Genomic DNA, 18251 nt, shown 5'->3' with positions numbered 1-18251 from the left:
TGCCGCATCATGAAGTTGCTATGGCGTGACCAGTCCGAATCAGTACACTGCGGCGGAATCAACTGCTCTCGGCGATATAGAAGGCGCTTAGCCAGTTCCTTGTCAGTCCATGGATCCCACGACGTTGCGAACGCCTTAACGGTTGTCCATGCACTCGAAGTGCTGAGCTTCTCAACCATCTCCGGATACGCGCACCCCAGCGGCCGGTAGTAGTACTCGCACTGCCCAATGATCGAGTCAGCCGCAGGTGGGACATTAAGGTCACACTTCGATTTTTCAGCCACGGCACGTTGCGTATGGCCCGATGGTGTCATTTGCGAAACAAAAAAACGCACAACTTTCGAATCGCCGGTTCCGGCCACGGTTCAATCTTCCAGAAGGTTCAGAACAGCGTTTTGAGGTACATGGCTTTTCGCCAATGAAGTTTCGCCATTGGCGTTGGTTACGCCTTCAGCAATTAGCTTTCCTTCGGAAAACAGTTGATACTTCGCATTGCTTGCGGGTATCTGCGTTCCGCTCCAGTTCACCACGTAGGCCTGATCAAAATTACCCGCCACAGACGGTAACGAAGGAATGGCTGTCGACACGCCCTGGGGACCGAGCTTCTGATAAGAAGCAGAATGAATCGTACGATCACCGTGGGTACCATCTTCAATGCCGCTTGGAGTGATGCGCAAATACGAACTACCACAGACCAGCAGGAGTTCCTCATTGGCCGAAATCGTCACGCGACCGTTCGCACTTGCGATACTCATCCCGTCGTTCGAAATCAAGCTCATTTCACCGCGTTGCGCCTGAACATCGACTTTGCCGTTGGCCGCCAGCGCCTTGATCCCGTTCTGGTTCGCGAAGAGGGAAATGGCTTTTCCAGAGGCAACCGTAAAGTTGTGCCCCACACTGAAATCGGTGTTCGCGCCGGCAGTTGCGGTGAGATGCTCACCTCCGGAAAGCTGGATGCTCTTTGGTGTCACAGCACCGATCCCGTCAGGGGCTGAAAGGAGAATGACCGCCTTCTGTAAATCCTTGAACGAGTCTTCCAGCAACGCTTGCTGCGCCTTCACCTCTGCCAACTCCGCTGTTGCCTGTTGCGCAAGCGTGCGCATCGACTCGGCCTCGTCAAGCGCGGCTCTGAGCTGGCTCAATGCCGCCTGCATTTCCACTTGCGACGCGTTCTCATTCGTGAACGGATCGGCCGACCAGAATAGTCCCTTCTCGCCGCGTACCGTCCCCCACGCTCGCGTGGCCAGCTCGAACCCCTCGCCGCGCTTCTTCTTTGTGCCATCAACCAAGTAACCGAGCGACATGCTAGATTTGGCGAAGACCGATGCGACCTTCGCGCCCTCCGAGCCCTTCAGATCGTCGAAGCGAATCTTGTTACCAAGCAGCGGCGAACGCCATACCGCGCGGCTGTACCAGCCTTCCTTGCCGTGCACTGGGTCGCATTGGCTGTAGTCGTGTAGCGCCCCAGCGATATAAACGCGGTCGATATTGCCCTGCGTCGCACCGATTCGAACCTCAGTTCCCGGCAACAGCGGGGAGTGCAAGCCACCTTGGTAGGACGCGGATGTGCGCAACAAACGCAATAGCATGCTGTTCGTGCCACGCTTCTGGGTGCGCCGCGCAAACTGGAACTTCACCCGATACCGGCCATACTCGTCCAGCCAGGCGTATGGCTTGTCGTCGCAAGACTCAATCGTGCCGATCAGCGTTCCACTCACCCAACGCCAGTGCTTCTGCGGCACGTACTCGGGGCGGTAGGTGACGTGCGCCGGGATCGCTTCGAACTCGTTAACGATTGACGATTGGCGGCTGCCCGTCGTCACCAGCTTCGTAATGACGATGCCGTGAGGGGCTTCGGCAGGCGCATCCTCCGAGATCCGCACTACCATGCCGGGCATCATGCCCGTGACGTTGCTCTTGCCGGTGATACGTGTCTGCTTGGTTAGTAGTTCGTCGCGTCGCACATCAGCCAGCACCTTCCCTTCGTCGACACTATGGAAATGCTCGATGCTGCGATTGACACTACCGAATACGGAACGATCATCCTGCGCAACGACAGACTCAACTTTCAAAGGATCATCCGGACTGCGGTAGTTGTGATCCCATTCCCGCACGGTCTGCGCGACCAGTTCCCGTGTGACTTCCAACGACAGGATCGCTTCATGCTCGCTAAGCGTGCCGGAGTAAGGCACGATTGGAACCTCCAGTGAGCGCATGTACCCCCGCGGGGTGTTGCCGAACACCAACGTGTCACGCTGAGGCCCTTCGCTCGCCCCAGCGTGCTTGAAGTAGTAATAGACGCCAGAACGTCGACAATGACGATCGATAAAATTCCCGACCGTCTCTTCGTACATCAGCGTCTGCTCGTACTTCGTGTCCAGCCCCTCCAACGCGAACTCAACGTCGTAGGATTCAAACGTCCCGCAGGCCACAATCGGATCTGTAGAAGCCTGCTGCGCGCTAACACTGCGATTTCCAATAAGGGTGTCGGTCAGCAGCTCTTGTAGCGTTCTATCCTGAAATACGGCGGAGTCGTGGATTTCCTCGAGCAATGCCAGGCGAGGACGCAGGTGCAGCCTGTACGTGGCCTCGTCGCGCGTTGTCTTGACTCGTGTCCAGCGCGTCACAACCCCGTGCACGATGCGCGCGGTGCGTTGCACCGGATCAATGAGGCCGGACACGCTTGCACGCACGTCGACTTTGAAGATCGCCGGGCGGCCAACGACGAGCGCACTGTCGATTTGCTTGTCGAGAGAGGTCACCGTGATGTCAGCCAGAAACGGCCGATTCATCTCCTCGGAGAGTGAAAACTCAAGAACATCAATGGATGACTCGAGCGTGGCGACTTCTAGAAGGAGAGGATTGGATACGACAGAGCTCGCACGTGCGAGTACATCTTGAATCGTCTGCATGCGATAGCGGAGGGAGAGCGCGTGACGACCAAAGCGCGCCTATTCGGAGCACGAGCAGAGTACCGTCGCAAAAGACATAGTGAATCACAAATGTCTAGCGAGAAATATGGGCAAAATCTCTTTTTTTGAAGACTTCAAAGACGAGAGCTGTCCAATGGCGGAGGAGCCTGAGCGAGGGGTTTTCGTCGCGTTTCCAGGCGATCATGAGCCCGAGCTAAAGCCCAGCCCGTAAAGGGTTGTGAATCGCTCCGGCTTTGAACTGGCCCCCGAGAGTTGGACGTTGAAGCGTTAGTTTTTTCCCGCTCGCATTCGATATTCCACGGGACTCAGTCCACCAAGTTTCGATTGGATGCGGTGCCGGTTGTAGTCATCGATGTAGCCCTTCAGGCCTACCCGTAATGCGTCGACGTCTTCGAAGTCCGTGAGATGGAAGTACTCGGCCTTCAGAGTGCCAAAGAAGCTTTCCATGGCCGCGTTATCGAAGCAGTTCTCTTTTCTCGACATACTTTGCTTCATTCCATAGCGCGCCAGTGCCGTTCGGCCCGGTCACATGCGATAGTGCCAACCTTGGTCTGACTGAAGCGTCGGTGTAGCCGCATTCCCGCGTTTCGTGACAGCTTTCCTGAGCATGCCCATGACCATCGGGAAGTCGGGGCGATGGCTCGACTCGTAGGCAATAATTTCCCCATTGTAGAGGTCCATGACCGGAGAAAGGTACAGCTTTTTCCCCGCGACCCGGAACTCGGTCACATCGCTAACCCACTTCTCGTTTGGGCCCGACGCGGTGAATTCACGATTGAGCAGGTTCGGCGCGGCCTCGCCGACCTCGCCCTGGTACGACCGGAACTTCTTCCGGCGCACCCTCGACCTGATTCCCAATTCGTTCATGAGGCGCTGCACCTTCTTGTGATTGACTAGCTCGCCATCACTGCGGATAGTCAAGGTGATGGACGATAGCCATACAAGCCGCGATGTGCAGCATAGACAGCTGAATCTTCGCCTTGAGCCCACCATACCGGTCTGGGGTGGCCAACGCTTTGACCCGATAGTAGTACGTACTGTAGTAATGGTATGAGCGCGTCCCACCCGAGATCTCGAAGGAATGGACTAGGATTCTTACGATTCGACGAAATCGATACGCCGAAGCGGAGAATGCTCCATTCCTAGTCAATCAGGGAGTCTCATCATGAATCTAATGCCTGTTGGTATAGACATCGCGAAGAGCGTGTTTCAGGTGCACTACGTAGACCAGGAGACGGGGGAAATTGTGAACAAGCCGATAAAGCGAGCGCAGTTTCTTGAGCATTTCGCGAATCGAGCGCAATGCCTGATTGGCATGGAAGCCTGTGGTGGCGCACACCATTGGGCTCGGCAGCTCGCGAAGCTGGGCCACGAAGTGCGGTTGATACCTGCCGAATACGTTAAGGCATTCAATATTCGCAACAAAAATGATGCGGCGGACGCCAAGGCCATCTGGCAAGCGGTGCAGCAGCCATGCAAGCCCGTCGCAATAAAGACGGAAATGCAACAGGCGATGCTAGCGTTGCATAGGATGCGTACGCAATTAGTAAAGTTTCGCACAATGCAGGTTAATGGCTTGCGTGGTTTGTTGACGGAATACGGCGAAGTAATGAGTAAGGGTCGAGCAAAATTCGACAACGAAATCCCTGCGGTATTCGCCCGAATTTCGGATCGATTGCCAGCAGCGCTAGTCGAAACGTTACGCGAGCAATGGAACGGCCTCACAAAGCTTGATCAGCAGATTGCTGAAATTGAACGGCGAATGCGCGATTGGAAGAAGGACGACATGGCTGTGAGAGCAGTAAGTGAAATCCCGGGTGTCGGACTGCTCACTGCAACTGCGGCAGTGGCGATGATAGGTGATCCGAAGGCGTTTCGCTCCGGGCGTGAGTTCGCCGCGTGGCTAGGGCTTGTCCCAAAGCAGACTGGATCTGGCGGCCGCGTAAATCTACATGGGATCAGCAAGCGCGGTGACACCTATTTACGCACGCTACTGATCCACGGCGCGCGGTCTGTCATGACGCACACGAAAGACCCGGGTGCATGGGTTAGCCAGTTAAAAAATCGTCGACCGTGGAACGTGACCTTGCCTCGATTTCACGTACAGCAACTCACGCCACTTGTTGCATCGCTTCGTAATCGGACGGCGTGCGGTACCCGATCGACGAATGAATGCGTTGGCGATTGTAAAAGCCTTCAACCCAATCAACCACGTCCAATCGTGCTTGCGCTCGCGTCTCGTAGTGGCATCGCGACGTTTGCTCGACTTTTAGCGTCTTAAAAAAGCTCTCCATCGACGCGTTGTCCCAAGCATTGGCGCGCCGGCTCATCGACATGACCATGCCGTACCCCTGGGCAAGCTCGTGGTGTGCCCAGCTCGCGTATTGCACGCCGCGATCGCTATGCACAATCAAGCCCCGAGGCGGCTGACGTTGCCAGTACGCCGAGCGCAGCGCCGTACACACGAGCTTCGCATCGATGCGCTCGGACATTGACCACCCGACGATGCGGCGACTTCCCAAGTCCAGAATGGCCGCCAGATACAACCAACCTTCGTCTGTGGGCAGGTACGTTATATCCGCCACCCACGCTTGGTTCGGCGCCCAGCCATCAAAGCGTCGCGCCAGCAGGTTCGGTGCCACCGGCAAGCGGTGCGCCGAGTCTGTGGTTGTCTGCCATGCTCGCCGGTACACCGGCCGTAACCCTTGACGTATCAAGCTGCGGCGCACACGCTCTGCGCTCGTCTTCGTACCCTGTGCGGCCAGCGCCTTGACCAGTCTCGGGCGTCCGTAGCAGCCGCGACTTTGCGCGTGCAGGCGCGCCACTTCGTCATCGAAGGCAGCCTGCCGCTGCCGGCGCTCGCTCGGCCGTCGCACCCGCCATTGGCAGTAGCCACTTCTCGAGACCGCCAGCACTCGGCACAGACGGCTTACACCGTATTGGTCGCGGTGAGCGTCGATCCACGCATACTTCACCGCGACCCCTTCGCGAAGTATGCCGTCGCTTTTGAGAGGATTTCCACATCAAGCTTCGCACTGGCCAACTCTTTGCGCAGCCGACTGACCTCGGCTTCCAGCTCTGATACGCCGGGCTTGGCACGGCTCACAGAGGCTGCCGCGTCAGACGTGCTCGCCACCCCTTCGCGCAGCTTGCGCGCCCAGTTGCCGATGGTTGCCACCGGCACGCCGAGACGGCGTGCCGCCTCATTGTGTCCCACAGAATTTGCCAGCCTCGCCGCTTCCACTCGGAACTCATCCGTGTAGCGACGATTCGGTACGCCTTTTTCGCCCATATTGACCTCCGTTCAACAGATTATCCAACTTCTCTGCTGTACGTCGTTTCGAGGCATGGTCAAAGCAACAAAATCGGCTGCGCGAGTTTTTTAACCGCGCCGTGGTCGGCCCGAAGCTGCTGGTTATCGATGAAATCGGTTATCTGCCGTTTGGACGCGAGGAGGCCAACCTGTTCTTTAACGTGGTGGCCAAGCGATACGAGCGAGGTGCCATCGTACTCACAAGTAATCTGCCGTTTACGCAGTGGGCCACGGCGTTTGCCGATGACCAGACGCTGACGGCAGCGATGCTCGACCGGCTGCTGCATCACGCCCATATCGTACAGATTGCTGGTGAGAGCTACCGACTGAAGGACAAACGGAAGGCTGGACAAACCACGCGGGCCGGCGCGAAAGCCGCCGTGTGATACGGAGCCCGGGTGGGTCAGATTTACTTCGGCGATATGCCGGAAGGTGGGTCAGATTTGAACCGGCGTTGACACATTCGGACGGAGTTCATCCGCAATGGAGACATTTATAGCCATCGCGCCGCAAAACAGCGCGCCTGACATCGTCTGGAATTCTCCGATCATGCGGTGGCGCTTGATGCAGATCCTCAAGGATAAGTACCTATGAAACCCCGGTCGATCCAATCTGGACCAAGTATGCTCGATAGTCATCCAGCAGAGCCAGATGGTGCGCCGGGGCTTGCCCCCTCATCTCATCAATGTAGGCGATTGCGCCTTCGCGCGACAGCGGGCCATCTGGTGAATCTCCCGTTTTGAACGTAAACCCAGAGAGCACGCGATGCCTTTGATCTGGCCTAAGCTCTTGCGGTGCCTCGTGATAAACCAAGCGCTCGCCGAGTATGCGGAAACGCTCATCTGCAATCCGATCCAGCAACCTTACTCGCTCTTTCCAGCCCACCTGATGGAAGCGCTCCATGATTCCTCCATCAGAAGGCGATGGAAATCCGTCATAAATCCTCCCCTCGACATGCGCCGATGCGGGCCACTGTTTATCGCGGGACTCGAAGACCGAAATCAGGCGCGCGCAAAGCGCTGTGTCCCCTCGGACTTCGCGTGCCAACGCCTCGATATCATCTATATCCATATCGAACCGCCCATCTTCGAAATCATATAGGGGCGCCAGCACAGGAGCACTGTTTGTTCGAATGCGACGTATGGGCGATGGCTTTGCGAACAGGAGCTCGCCAAGCTCATCCACGGAAGCGCTGAGAATGCCGCGGGTTGAAGCGCCAAGAATCAGGCACAAGCGCCCGTTTACCATGCCGCTTTGCTGCCCCAGCGAGACAACGGGCGAGGTATAGGAATTACCGCCGAAAAACTCCGTGAGCACGAAGGCATCCTCGCCGTCGACAAAGTGGGCTACTGCAGCCTTATTGGAGAAACGCACGAATGACTGCCACGCATCAGGGGCCGCTTCCCTCAATCGTCGACAGAGCTCTAGCGCAGCCTCCACATCGGACATCGCATGATGCGCCTTGGAGTGCACGATGCCATTTGCTCGCGCGATATCTGCCAGCTTGAAACTGCGACGGCCCGATGCATCAGTCGGCACGACAAGACAGTGAGGGGCCGACGCCACAGCCGACAAGACCAGCCCCATCACATCGGCGCGCCCATTTCCGCGCAGACTGGTCAAATACACCGGATGCAGCGTCTGGAAGAGTGTCTGGCGCAGAAGCTCCTCGTCAAACCGGATCGAGTTGTATCCTGCAAATATCGAAGGCGTCCATGCGTCCAGCTTGGCTTTAATCTCGCATGCCATCTCGTAATGCGAAGGCAAGCTGGGATTGAGTAATTGATGTATGCCGATACCGCTGACACACATCGCCTCGGGATGCGGCAGGACATGCGCCCGCAGACGCGAGCGCACTTCATACCGATCAACTTCCCTCAATTCGGCGTCGGTCTTGATCGCAGCGAAGTGCACGATCTGGTCAAATCGGGTGGATAGACCAGTGGTTTCAGTATCGTAAAAAACGAAACTCATGCTGTGAGCTGCTCGCTCAACAGACCCAGCAACCTCAAGCGCATAGCATGCGTACTCACTTTGAACTTCTTGGCCAGCTCCTCAACCTGCTGGTCATCTTCCACATCGATCGGAACGCCGCGCACTTCAGCCACAAGTAACTCCTTGGGCATCAATAGTTCGGACGCAAACGCGTTGGCCTCTATCTCGAGGCGATCCACACCCAAAGACGAGGCCCCATCGCGCAACAACATTCTCGTGGCGCCTTTGTCCACATGGACCGTCCCGGTGATTTCCACTCTGTGCAGAATGTGATGGCCCAATTCGTGCGCTGCAGAGAATCGCTGTCGGTTGGGATGATGACTCGCGTTAATGCCGATCATGGATAGGCCGCCTTGGATGTAGGCCATGCCGGAGAGATCCTCGTCCAAGGCCTCATGACGCAACACGATCGACAGCTTTTTGATCAAGCGTTCGACGGGCACCGGGGCCTTTGATATCCCCGCCTGGCTAAGGACCTCCCGCGCCCGCATTCTGGCCATCACTGGATTCGCCTTGCGATCGTCAGTCATTTACGCACCTTCGCACCTTCCGTCTTTGAAATGCTGTCAATCAACTTCATAACGCTCGCTGCTTCACTCGCATTTACCGACTCGTAGGATGACTTCAGTTCGATGTCGATGGGTGAGCTTCGTTGCGGGAGCGGTGGCAGAAGTTCTGCCAGGCTGTCGACTTGGAGAGCTGCAGCGATTGCATAGAGGTTGTGAACCGATACGGTCTGCCTACCACGCTCCGTATTGGCGATAGAGGCGCGAGACACGCCAACCATCGATGCCAGCTCACGCTGTGTCAGCGCAATTTTCGACCGACGCTCGGCGATCGCGCGCCCCAAAAGCCCATATATCTCTTCATCTCGCATAAGCAATGTTCACCCCAGGTAGGGGTCGATGTCAACACTACAAACACTTTGATGTTTGCCATGAAAACATTGTTAATTTAATGATTGCAGTATTGACACAAACCCCAGTTTGATGGTCTGATGTATCCAACGCGGGATAGGCCCGCCAGGAGATTCAGATGAGTAAGCGCGTTCACGTTGTTCCGCATGGCTCCGGCTGGGCCACCCGCTCCGAGGGTGCCAGCCGCGTCGGCGGCACCCATCGCACCCAGGCGGAGGCCACGGAGGCCGCCCGCAGCCAAGCGATTCGCGAGCGCGGGGAGGTTGTCATCCACCGTCCCGATGGCCGCATCCGCGACTCCAACAGCTACGGCAACGACCCCTTCCCGCCGAAGGGCTGATCAACTCGCCCTCACACCGAGACCAACGACATGACCCAACACGACAGCGGCGAACCGCCCGATCACACCGCGGAGCGCGCACAGACCGCAGTGCGCGTTAATGGAGATGTGGTCGAACTGAATGACCCGACCCCGACCGGCGAGCAGATCCTGGCCGCAGCCCGACTACGTCCGACTGCCGACTACGCTCTCATCCACTGGCCGGAGCGCGGGCCAACGAACGAGGTCGCCCTCGGCGATGTAATCAACCTGCCGCGCCGCGAACCGTTGGCCGAGTTCTTCGCCATGAAGGCCGATGGCGTCCGCTATTTCACGCTGGACGAGGAGCGTTACGCCTGGGCGGGGCCCCTCGATGTCGAAATGGTCCGCCGCATCGGCCGTGTCGACGAGCAGATGGGCCTATGGTTCGAACTCACCGACGCAGAAGATCGCTTGCTTGCACCGGGAGAGGTAATCGACCTGGAGGCGCGTGGCGTCGAACGCCTCTACACGAAGAAGCCGAGTTGGCGCCTGCAGATCCGGGACAAGGACTACGAGTTCGATCAGCCAAAGATCATCGTCCGCGACGCATTGATCCGTGCGGGTTTCGACGTCTCCAAGTCCTGGGAGGTCAAGTTCAAGGTCAAGGACCATGCCATCCGTCCGGTCGGCATGGACGACGTCCTGGATCTGAGCCAGCCCGGTGTCGAGCGCCTGCGCGTCGCCCCCGCTAACGTCGACAACGGCGACGGGACCCAGGATGCGCGCCGCGATTTCAGCCTGCTCCCGGACGATGCTTCCTTCCTCGCAAGCGCTGGGTTGCGTTGGCAGACCATTATCGACGGCGGCCGCTGGTTGATCGTAGAGGGCCACCCGCTTCCGGCTGGCTACAATGCCTCTCGCTGCACTATCGCCGTTGAGATTCCCGAAAGCTATCCCAGCGCCCAGCTCGACATGTTCTTCTGCAATCCCCATCTCACCGCTAACGGGGCTGCGCCGCCCCAGACAGAGCACCGTCAGTTGATCGCCAGCACCGAGTTCCAGCGGTGGTCCCGCCACCGTGGCGCAGGGAGCGAGTGGACGCCTGGGGTCGATAACCTCGAGTCCCACTTCGCCCTGATCGAGCACGCGATTACCCGGGAGGTCGGGGCGTGAACCGCGGCGGCACACTGGTGATGGCGGGCGTGGACCATGCCCGAGTCATGGTCCACCTATTCCCTGGCGACGACAAGGAAGCAGCCGCCATCCTCGTGTGCACGCGGATGCGCGGGAGGCGTTTGAAGCTTCTGGTGCGTGAAGTTGTCCTCGTGCCGCACGAGTTGTGCGTGCGGGAGGAGGATCGTCTCACCTGGCCAAGTGCGGTGCTAGATCCCTGGCTCGACCGCTCGACGCAAGGCGGACTGTCCCTGGTGCTGATCCATTCACACCCAAGCGGCTACCCCGACTTTTCCCGGCTCGACGACGCGTCCGACCGCGAGCTCATGCCCTATCTCCACCCCTATGGCCACGCCGATGATGCGTGCGGCCAGTGGCATGGCACGGCAATCATGCTGCCGGACGGCGGGGTCAAAGCCCGACTCTACGACGAGACGATGCACCCCCACCCCATCGACCTCGTCGCGATCTATGGTGACGATCTGCGTTTGTACTGGAATGCGGCCCCCAACGCGGCCAGCCCCCTAGCGTTTTCCGCTGCAATGCGCGAAGAGCTTTCCCGCCTCTCCATTGCCATCATTGGCATCTCGGGAACGGGAAGCGTAGTAGCTGAGCAGCTCCTTCGGATGGGCGTCGGTGAGCTGATCGGGATCGACGACGACCATGTCGAGGACAAGAATCTCAACCGGATCCTTAACTCTACGAAGGCCGATGCCGATGCGGCTCGCTTGAAGGTCGATGTCTTCAAGGATGCTGCGGCGCGAATCAATCCGTCCGCACGCGTCGAGGTCCTCCCGCTCCGGATCGGCACGCGTGAGGCGATCGAAGCAGTGGCCGAGGCGGACATCATCTTTTCCTGCGTGGACAGCTTTGGCGGCAGGCACATTGCTGACCGCTTGGCCGCTGCAATGGTCCAACCCCTCTTCGACGTGGGCGTCTCCATTCCCGTCTACCACCCTAATGGCGAAATGGCGATTTCCAATATCAGCGGCCGCGTGGACTACGTCCAGCCCAAGCGATCGAGCTTGGGAGACCGAGGTGTTTACACGCCCCAACGCTTGGCAGCAGAGGAAAAGCGCGAGCGAGACCCCGAGGCCTACAAGCAGCTGGTAGGGGAGGGCTATATGCCCGGCGCCAACGAAGAAGCACCGTCAGTGATCACGTTGAACATGCGCGCGGCCAGCGCCGTCGTCCAGGAGTTCATCGCTAGGCGTTACCGCTACCGCTTGGAACCTAATTCGTGCTACGCCCGAACCAAGTTTGATCTGGCAGCCGAGGAGCATGATTACCTCGCCGAAGAGTCATTCCAAGCCACGCCCCAAGCGCACGCCGGTCGCGGATTGGAATTTCCCCTCCTTGGCTTGCCCGCACTTGAGGATCTGCGATGTCGTTGATACAACTGGTCTCACGCTCTTGGGAGAGCTTGGTAGCTTGGTTCCGAGGCGACTTTGTCTGTGTCGATGCGCATGGCGATGAGCCGCCAGAAAAAATCACACGACGTCGACTGATTCGCATGATCGATGAGGGCGAGCCTTGGGCCGCTGTCATGATGTGCCCGTGTGGCTGCGGGGAGGTGATCGAGCTATCGCTTTCGCCAGCATCCAAGAATCGCTGGAAACTCGCGATTGAAGCCAATCGTCCGACCCTGCATCCCTCAGTGTGGAGAAATGCCGGTTGCCGCTCGCACTTTTGGGTTCGGCGAGGACGCGTGCATTGGGTGTCATGAGGCGCATGGGCTCACTCTATATAAGAGTGGCCCCCCGCTTTGGACCCCCAGCGTATCGCTGAAAAGAAAAAAGCCCTGAAAAATCAGGGCTTTTTTGATACTGGTGGCGAATCAGGGATTCGAACCCCGGACCTGCGGATTATGATTCCGCCGCTGGCCTCTCGAGGGGAAAAGACACGGGCAGAGATAGGTCAGTCGCACAAACTCCGTCCCACAGTCGCAAAACTGTGGCGCCAGTCGCACATACTCTGGCGCCCTACGCCTACGACAGCAACACCCATCAAACATCAATATTCCCGGCCCGTAGCGCGTTCGACTCGATGAAGGCACGACGCGGTTCAACATCGTCGCCCATCAGCGTGGTGAAGATGCCATCCGCTGCGATCGCGTCTTCGATCTGCACACGCAGCAGGCGGCGGACCGCCGGATCCATCGTGGTGTCCCACAATTGCTCCGCGTTCATCTCGCCCAACCCCTTGTAGCGCTGCTTCGACACATTGCGCTCCGCATCGGCCATCAGCCACTTCATCGCAGCCTTGAAGTTCGCCACCGATTGCGAACGCTCGCCGCGCCTGATCGTCGCACCCTCGCCAATCAACCCCTTGAACGTCTCCGCCGTCTTCTGCAACTGCGCATAGTCCGCCGTCTGCAAAAAGTCCGGATCGATCACGCTCACCTTGACGTTGCCATGATGCCGACGCTCCACTCGCAACGCCGCCACCGATTCAGCATTCTCAACGTCTTCCATCACCGCCGTCACCGTGATCTCCGGCGCCAGCGGGTCGTCACTCAACGCCGCCTGCAACGCCTGCGCCGACTGCTTCGCCGCTTCCTCGTTGTCCAGATTGATCTCGACACCTTCCGTCACAGCCGTCAACACCGACGCCTCATAAATCCGGCTCAAGCGCTCAATCACCCCGTCGGCCAACTGATAACTGCGCGTCAACTCGCCCAACGCATCGCCCGCAATCGGCGCAGCCCCCGTCGACGGCGTCAGCTCCGCATTGTTCATCGCAAGCTTCAGCATGTACTGCGCCAACTCGCCTTCATCCTTGATGTACCGCTCATCCTTGTTGTGCTTGACCTTGTACAACGGCGGCTGCGCGATATACACATAACCACGCTCAATCAGCTCCGGCACCTGACGGTAGAAGAACGTCAGCAACAACGTACGGATGTGCGCACCGTCCACGTCAGCATCCGTCATGATGATGATGCGGTGATAACGCAACTTGTCGATGTTGTAGTCGTCCTTGCCAATGCCGCAACCCAACGCGGTAATCAGCGTCACGATCTGCTCGCTCGAAATCAGCTTGTCGAATCGCGCCTTCTCAACGTTCAACACCTTGCCACGCAACGGCAAAATCGCCTGGAACTTACGGTCGCGACCCTGCTTCGCCGATCCGCCCGCCGAATCGCCCTCGACCACATAAATCTCGCACAACGCCGGATCCTTCTCCTGGCAATCCGCCAGCTTGCCCGGCAAACCCACGCCATCGAGCACGCCCTTGCGACGCGTCATCTCCCGCGCCTTGCGCGCCGCATCGCGTGCACGCGCCGCTTCGACAATCTTCGAGCAAATGATCTTCGCGTCGTTCGGCGTCTCCTGCAGGAACTCGTCCAGCGCCTTGGCCACATACTCTTCCACCGGCGCACGTACCTCGGACGACACCAACTTGTCCTTCGTCTGCGACGAGAACTTCGGCTCCGGCACCTTCACCGACAACACGCACGTCAAACCCTCGCGCATGTCGTCCCCAGTCGTCTCGACCTTGGCCTTCTTCGCCAACTCGTTCTCGTCGATGTACTTGTTGATGACGCGCGTCATCGCCGCCCGCAACCCCGTCAGGTGCGCGCCGCCATCACGCTGCGGAATGTTGTTCGTGAAGCACAACACCGTCTCGTTGTAGCTGTCGTTCCACTGCATGGCGACTTCCACGCCAATCCCATCGCGCTCGCCCGTCACATGAAACACCGTCGGGTGCAGCACCGACTTCGTCTTGTTGATGTACTCGACAAAACCCTTCACGCCACCACCAAACGCAAAATCGTCCTCCTTGCCCGTGCGCTGATCCGTCAGTCGAATTCGCACACCATTGTTCAGGAAGGACAGCTCCCGCATACGCTTGGCGAGAATGTCGTAGTGAAATTCAACCTTGCCGAAAATCGTTTCGTCCGCCAGGAAGTGCACTTCCGTGCCACGCTTGTCCGTATCGCCCAAGAACTTGAGCGGCGACGTCTCGATGCCGTCCACCACCTCAAGCTCGCGGTTCTGCGGCACACCTCGGTGGAACTCCATGAAATGCTTCTTGCCGTCACGACGCACCGTAAGCTTCAAATACGTGGAGAGCGCGTTCACGCACGACACACCCACGCCGTGCAGCCCCCCCGATACCTTGTAGCTGTTCTGGTCGAACTTGCCGCCCGCGTGCAACTCGGTCATCACGATTTCCGCCGCGCTGCGCTTCGGCTCGTGCTTGTCGTCAAACTTGATGCCCGTGGGAATGCCACGACCGTTGTCCGTCACGGAAATGGAATTGTCCGCGTGAATGATCACGTGGATGTCATCGCAGTAACCGGCAAGCGCCTCATCGATCGAGTTGTCCAACACCTCGAATACCAGGTGATGCAGGCCCGTGCCGTCCGACGTGTCGCCAATGTACATGCCGGGACGCTTGCGCACAGCCTCCAGACCTTCAAGGATCTGAATGGAGGCTGCACCATAGCCGCTGTCGGCCTGCTTTTGCTGTTCGCTCATGACAATCTTCCGGTTACTGCGTCATTAACTGACGAATTACTGCTTCATGACCTGCCCCCTCCGCGCGCCTTTTGGCGCCCCGAAGGCAGCTTATCCCGCAAAAGGATAATTCTCTAGAAACGCCAAAGGGGCGCTCGGCCCCTTCGCGCATATGACGGCGCGTATGGCGGAATATCCGCTCAAATGCGCATCGGCATCACGACATACTTGAATTCGTCGTTGTCCGGCAAGGTAATCAGCGCGCTCGAATTGGCGTCGCCCAGACTCACCTTCACCTGCTCGACCTTGAGATTCGACAACACGTCGAGCAGGTACGTCACGTTAAAGCCGATATCCACCGACTCGCCCGTGAAATCGATCTCGATCTCTTCCTGCGCTTCTTCAGTCTCTGCATTGCTCGCGCTGATCTTGAGCAGATTCTCGCTGACCAGGAAACGCACGCCCTTGAACTTGTCAGACGTCACAATCGCCGCACGCTGCAACGAACGATGCAACTCTTCACGACTGATGACGAAGCTCTTGTTGTAACCCTTCGGGATCACACGGTTGAAGTCAGGGAACTTGCCCTCAACCAACTTCGAAACCAACTCGACATTCGCGAAACTGAACTTCACCTGGCTCGGCGCCACGTCGATGTTCACCGGATCGTCGATATCCTCAAGCAAACGCTGCAACTCCAGAATCGTCTTGCGCGGAATGATGACTTCCTGTCGCGCAAAATCCTGACCCGCAATCGTCGTGTTGCAATACGCCAGACGGTGCCCGTCCGTCGCCACCGCTTCAATCTTCTCGCCCTCGACCACGAGCAACATCCCGTTCAGGTAGTAACGGATGTCCTGCTGCGCCATGGCGAAATGCACCATGCCCAATAGTTGACGCAACGCACGCTGCGGCAGCTTGAAGCTCGCGGTGTAGTCCTTCGCGGCAGCCACCGTCGGGAAATCTTCAGCCGCCAGCGTCAGCAACTGGAAACGGCTCTTGCCAGCCTGCACCGTCAAACGCTTGTCAGACAGCGACAACGCCACCTCGGCGTCCGGCATATTGCGCAAAATGTCGAGCAACTTGCGAGCCGCCACGGTCGTCGCCACATCATCGGCGCCGGCACCGCAATCGGCGGTGGTGGTGATCTGCAACTCGAGGTCGGTCGACAGGAAGGAAATGTCCTGTCCGTGCTTGCGAATGAGCAAATTGGCCAGAATCGGCAACGTATGGCGACGCTCGACGATGCCACTCACAATTTGCAGCGGCCGCAGCAGATTGTCTCGTTGAGTTTTGACCAATTGCATATTTATCCTTCGTAGTAACTGTTAACGGGTGTCAGTTTGCGCTGACAACCCGAAGATTCCCTTATCGATCAATCGCTTGCGGAAGGGATAACAGGGCGGAAAACACTGTGGACGATCAGGGGACACATTGTGCGCCGATCCGCTATTGTGCCCGAAAACGCCAGTTTCCCCCAATCCGCTCCCAGCTTATCCACAGGGACACAGGCAACCCCGCCCGCCACCCTCGTGCCTCTTCCGGTTTACCCCTTGAGCGTCTGCTCCAGCACATGCAACTCGTGATTGAGCTGCGCATCCTTGCCTCGCTCTTCCGCAATCTTGCGTACTGCGTGCAGCACCGTCGTATGGTCGCGTCCGCCAAACAGCTCGCCAATTTCCGGCAGGCTCTTCTGCGTGAGCTCCTTCGCCAGATACATGGCAATCTGCCGAGGCCGCGCAATATTCGCCGGCCGCTTCTTCGAATACATGTCGGCAACCTTGATATTGTAAAAATCGGCTACCGTTTTTTGAATGTTTTCGACGGAAATCTGACGATTCTGAACCGTAAGCAGATCTTTCAGCGCTTCCTTCGTCAGCTCGATGGTGATTTCGCGCCCATGGAACTTCGAGTACGCCAGGATCTTGCGCAACGCGCCTTCCAGTTCTCGCACGTTCGAGCGCAGATGCTTGCCGACGAAGAACGCCACGTCCTCCGACAGTCCCACCCCCTCGGCCTGCGCTTTCTTGATAAGAATCGCCACACGCATTTCAAGCTCGGGCGGCTCGATCGCCACCGTCAACCCGGAATCGAAGCGCGATATCAGCCGATCGTCGATGCCGGTGATCTCCTTCGGATACGTGTCGCTCGTGATGATGACCTGCGCCCGGTTCGCGATCAGCGCCTCGAATGCATAGAAGAATTCTTCCTGCGTACGGCTCTTGCCCGAAAAGAACTGAATATCGTCGATCAGCAGCAGATCGAGCGAATGGTAATAGCGCTTGAATTCGTCGAATGCCTTGCGCTGATACGCCTTGACCACGTCGGAGACGTACTGCTCGGCATGGATGTACCGTATGCGCGGATTCTGCTTCTCGGCCAGCAACTGGTTACCGATGGCGTGAATCAAGTGGGTCTTGCCCAGACCCACGCCGCCATACAGAAACAACGGGTTATACGACGTGCCCGGATTGTTCGCGACCTGGATCGCCGCCGCTCGGGCGAGCTGGTTCGACTTGCCCGTCACGAAATTGTCGAAGGTCAACACAGGATTGAGCTTCGAGCGCTCGTAGATCGACTCGACTTCCCCCAATTGCACAGGCTCTTGCGGCGTGACACGCCAATTGCGGCGCACTGCCTCGGCCTCGCTCGCTTCCAGATCGGGGCGTTCGCCATCGAGCGACGCCGTGTCGGCCCCCTGCCGACCGGCCGCAGCACCCTGTGCCGCACCGCCACCCGAATTCGCGCGCGCCGCGCCGCCCCCCTGCGCCTGAGCCGGCGGCGCGCTCGGCGTCGGCGCGGGTGAACGAGCGGGTGGAGGAGGGGCAGGGGTTGACGACGGCACCCGCATGCCGGCCTTCGGATCGAGTACGAACGTCACCTCGATGGGGGCATTCCAATAGTCCGACGCCATGCTCTGGATTCGCCCCGAGAATTGGCTCTTCACCCAATCCAGCTTGAAGCGGTTCGGGGCGCCGATCCTGAGCGTGCGCGCCTGTTCGTCGAAGTCGAGCGGCGCCAGCGGTTTGATCCAGGTGCGGAATTGCTGGGGCGTCAGCTCTTGTTCGAGACGTGTCGCGCAGTGTTGCCAGAAGTCGTTCATGCAGCGTGTATCCAGGTGGCGCGCGGTCCGTCCGACGGCTTCGGTCAACGCAC

14 protein-coding genes and 3 pseudogenes are annotated in these 18251 nt (G+C 58.4%); 6 read left to right on the top strand and 11 right to left on the bottom strand.

Annotated features, from left to right (window positions below):
• The 4 genes and pseudogenes from ACE3UG_RS13335 to ACE3UG_RS13320 form a co-directional block, all read right to left on the bottom strand.
• Positions 1-362 (bottom strand): annotated as a pseudogene (locus ACE3UG_RS13335) (hypothetical protein); the annotation flags it as partial.
• 3 nt (positions 363-365) lie between these two features.
• The gene (locus ACE3UG_RS13330; RefSeq protein WP_374624565.1) at positions 366-2912 is read right to left on the bottom strand and encodes a type VI secretion system Vgr family protein; all 2547 of its coding nucleotides are present in this window, start codon (positions 2910-2912) and stop codon (positions 366-368) included.
• 288 nt (positions 2913-3200) lie between these two features.
• A complete protein-coding gene (locus ACE3UG_RS13325; RefSeq protein ID WP_374624563.1) occupies positions 3201-3428 on the bottom strand; it encodes an IS3 family transposase in 228 nt (75 codons plus the stop codon).
• Between the two features lie 30 nt (positions 3429-3458).
• Positions 3459-3926, bottom strand: a complete 468-nt coding sequence (locus ACE3UG_RS13320) for a DDE-type integrase/transposase/recombinase (protein WP_374624561.1) — start codon at positions 3924-3926, stop codon at positions 3459-3461.
• A 172-nt stretch (positions 3927-4098) separates the two neighbouring features.
• On the opposite strand from ACE3UG_RS13320, the pseudogene ACE3UG_RS13315 reads away from it, so the two are divergent.
• Positions 4099-5022: pseudogene (locus tag ACE3UG_RS13315) on the top strand (IS110 family transposase); the annotation flags it as partial.
• Between the two features lie 22 nt (positions 5023-5044).
• On the opposite strand, the gene ACE3UG_RS13310 reads toward ACE3UG_RS13315, so the two are convergent.
• Positions 5045-6225 (bottom strand): IS3 family transposase gene (locus ACE3UG_RS13310; RefSeq protein WP_374624559.1). Its coding sequence is split into 2 segments (ribosomal slippage): positions 5045-5943 and positions 5943-6225, totalling 1182 coding nucleotides; the frame shifts between segments, so codons are not numbered across the junction.
• A gap of 59 nt (positions 6226-6284) precedes the next feature.
• Here ACE3UG_RS13310 and ACE3UG_RS13305 point away from each other — a divergent pair.
• Positions 6285-6632, top strand: a pseudogene (locus ACE3UG_RS13305) (ATP-binding protein); the annotation flags it as partial.
• A gap of 202 nt (positions 6633-6834) precedes the next feature.
• Here ACE3UG_RS13305 and ACE3UG_RS13300 read toward each other — a convergent pair.
• From ACE3UG_RS13300 to ACE3UG_RS13290, 3 genes are read right to left on the bottom strand one after another with little or no spacing between them, the layout of a single operon-like run.
• Positions 6835-8220 (bottom strand): exonuclease domain-containing protein, encoded by a 1386-nt coding sequence (locus ACE3UG_RS13300; protein ID WP_374624557.1) that lies wholly within the window; start codon positions 8218-8220, stop codon positions 6835-6837.
• Positions 8217-8771 (bottom strand): ImmA/IrrE family metallo-endopeptidase, encoded by a 555-nt coding sequence (locus ACE3UG_RS13295; RefSeq protein ID WP_374624555.1) that lies wholly within the window; start codon positions 8769-8771, stop codon positions 8217-8219. Before ACE3UG_RS13295 ends, ACE3UG_RS13300 begins: the two co-directional genes overlap by 4 nt.
• Positions 8768-9118: a helix-turn-helix domain-containing protein gene (locus ACE3UG_RS13290; RefSeq protein WP_257958941.1), complete on the bottom strand. Its 351-nt coding sequence runs from the start codon at positions 9116-9118 to the stop codon at positions 8768-8770. The genes ACE3UG_RS13295 and ACE3UG_RS13290 overlap by 4 nt, the downstream gene beginning before the upstream one ends.
• Before the next feature lie 158 nt (positions 9119-9276).
• Between ACE3UG_RS13290 and ACE3UG_RS13285 the strand changes: the two genes are divergently transcribed.
• Genes ACE3UG_RS13285 through ACE3UG_RS13270 form a run of 4 tightly spaced genes read left to right on the top strand, consistent with a single transcriptional unit; the run spans position 9277 to position 12358 of the window.
• The gene (locus ACE3UG_RS13285) at positions 9277-9498 is read left to right on the top strand and encodes a DUF2188 domain-containing protein (protein WP_257958940.1); all 222 of its coding nucleotides are present in this window, start codon (positions 9277-9279) and stop codon (positions 9496-9498) included.
• Positions 9499-9528: 30 nt separating this feature from the next.
• On the top strand, positions 9529-10632 hold the full coding sequence (locus ACE3UG_RS13280) for a multiubiquitin domain-containing protein (RefSeq protein ID WP_374624552.1): 1104 nt from the start codon (positions 9529-9531) through the stop codon (positions 10630-10632).
• Positions 10629-12026, top strand: a complete 1398-nt coding sequence (locus tag ACE3UG_RS13275) for a ThiF family adenylyltransferase (protein WP_374624550.1) — start codon at positions 10629-10631, stop codon at positions 12024-12026. The genes ACE3UG_RS13280 and ACE3UG_RS13275 overlap by 4 nt, the downstream gene beginning before the upstream one ends.
• Positions 12017-12358, top strand: coding sequence for a DUF6527 family protein (locus tag ACE3UG_RS13270; RefSeq protein ID WP_374624548.1), 342 nt, complete (start codon positions 12017-12019; stop codon positions 12356-12358). The genes ACE3UG_RS13275 and ACE3UG_RS13270 overlap by 10 nt, the downstream gene beginning before the upstream one ends.
• A 280-nt stretch (positions 12359-12638) precedes the next feature.
• On the opposite strand, the gene gyrB is transcribed toward ACE3UG_RS13270, so the two are convergent.
• The 3 genes from gyrB to dnaA form a co-directional block, all read right to left on the bottom strand.
• Entirely contained in the window at positions 12639-15116 is a 2478-nt protein-coding gene (gene gyrB / locus ACE3UG_RS13265) for a DNA topoisomerase (ATP-hydrolyzing) subunit B (protein ID WP_374624546.1), read from the bottom strand.
• A gap of 179 nt (positions 15117-15295) precedes the next feature.
• On the bottom strand, positions 15296-16402 hold the full coding sequence (gene dnaN / locus ACE3UG_RS13260) for a DNA polymerase III subunit beta (RefSeq protein WP_374624543.1): 1107 nt from the start codon (positions 16400-16402) through the stop codon (positions 15296-15298).
• 239 nt (positions 16403-16641) lie between these two features.
• Positions 16642-18198, bottom strand: coding sequence for a chromosomal replication initiator protein DnaA (dnaA, locus tag ACE3UG_RS13255; RefSeq protein WP_374624541.1), 1557 nt, complete (start codon positions 18196-18198; stop codon positions 16642-16644).
• Between the last annotated feature and the right edge of the window lie 53 nt (positions 18199-18251).

It is taken from the genome of Pandoraea sp., from assembly GCF_041919235.1.
In the GTDB taxonomy this organism is placed as follows: domain Bacteria; phylum Pseudomonadota; class Gammaproteobacteria; order Burkholderiales; family Burkholderiaceae; genus Pandoraea.
This window is presented reverse-complemented; position numbering and strand designations above follow the sequence as displayed.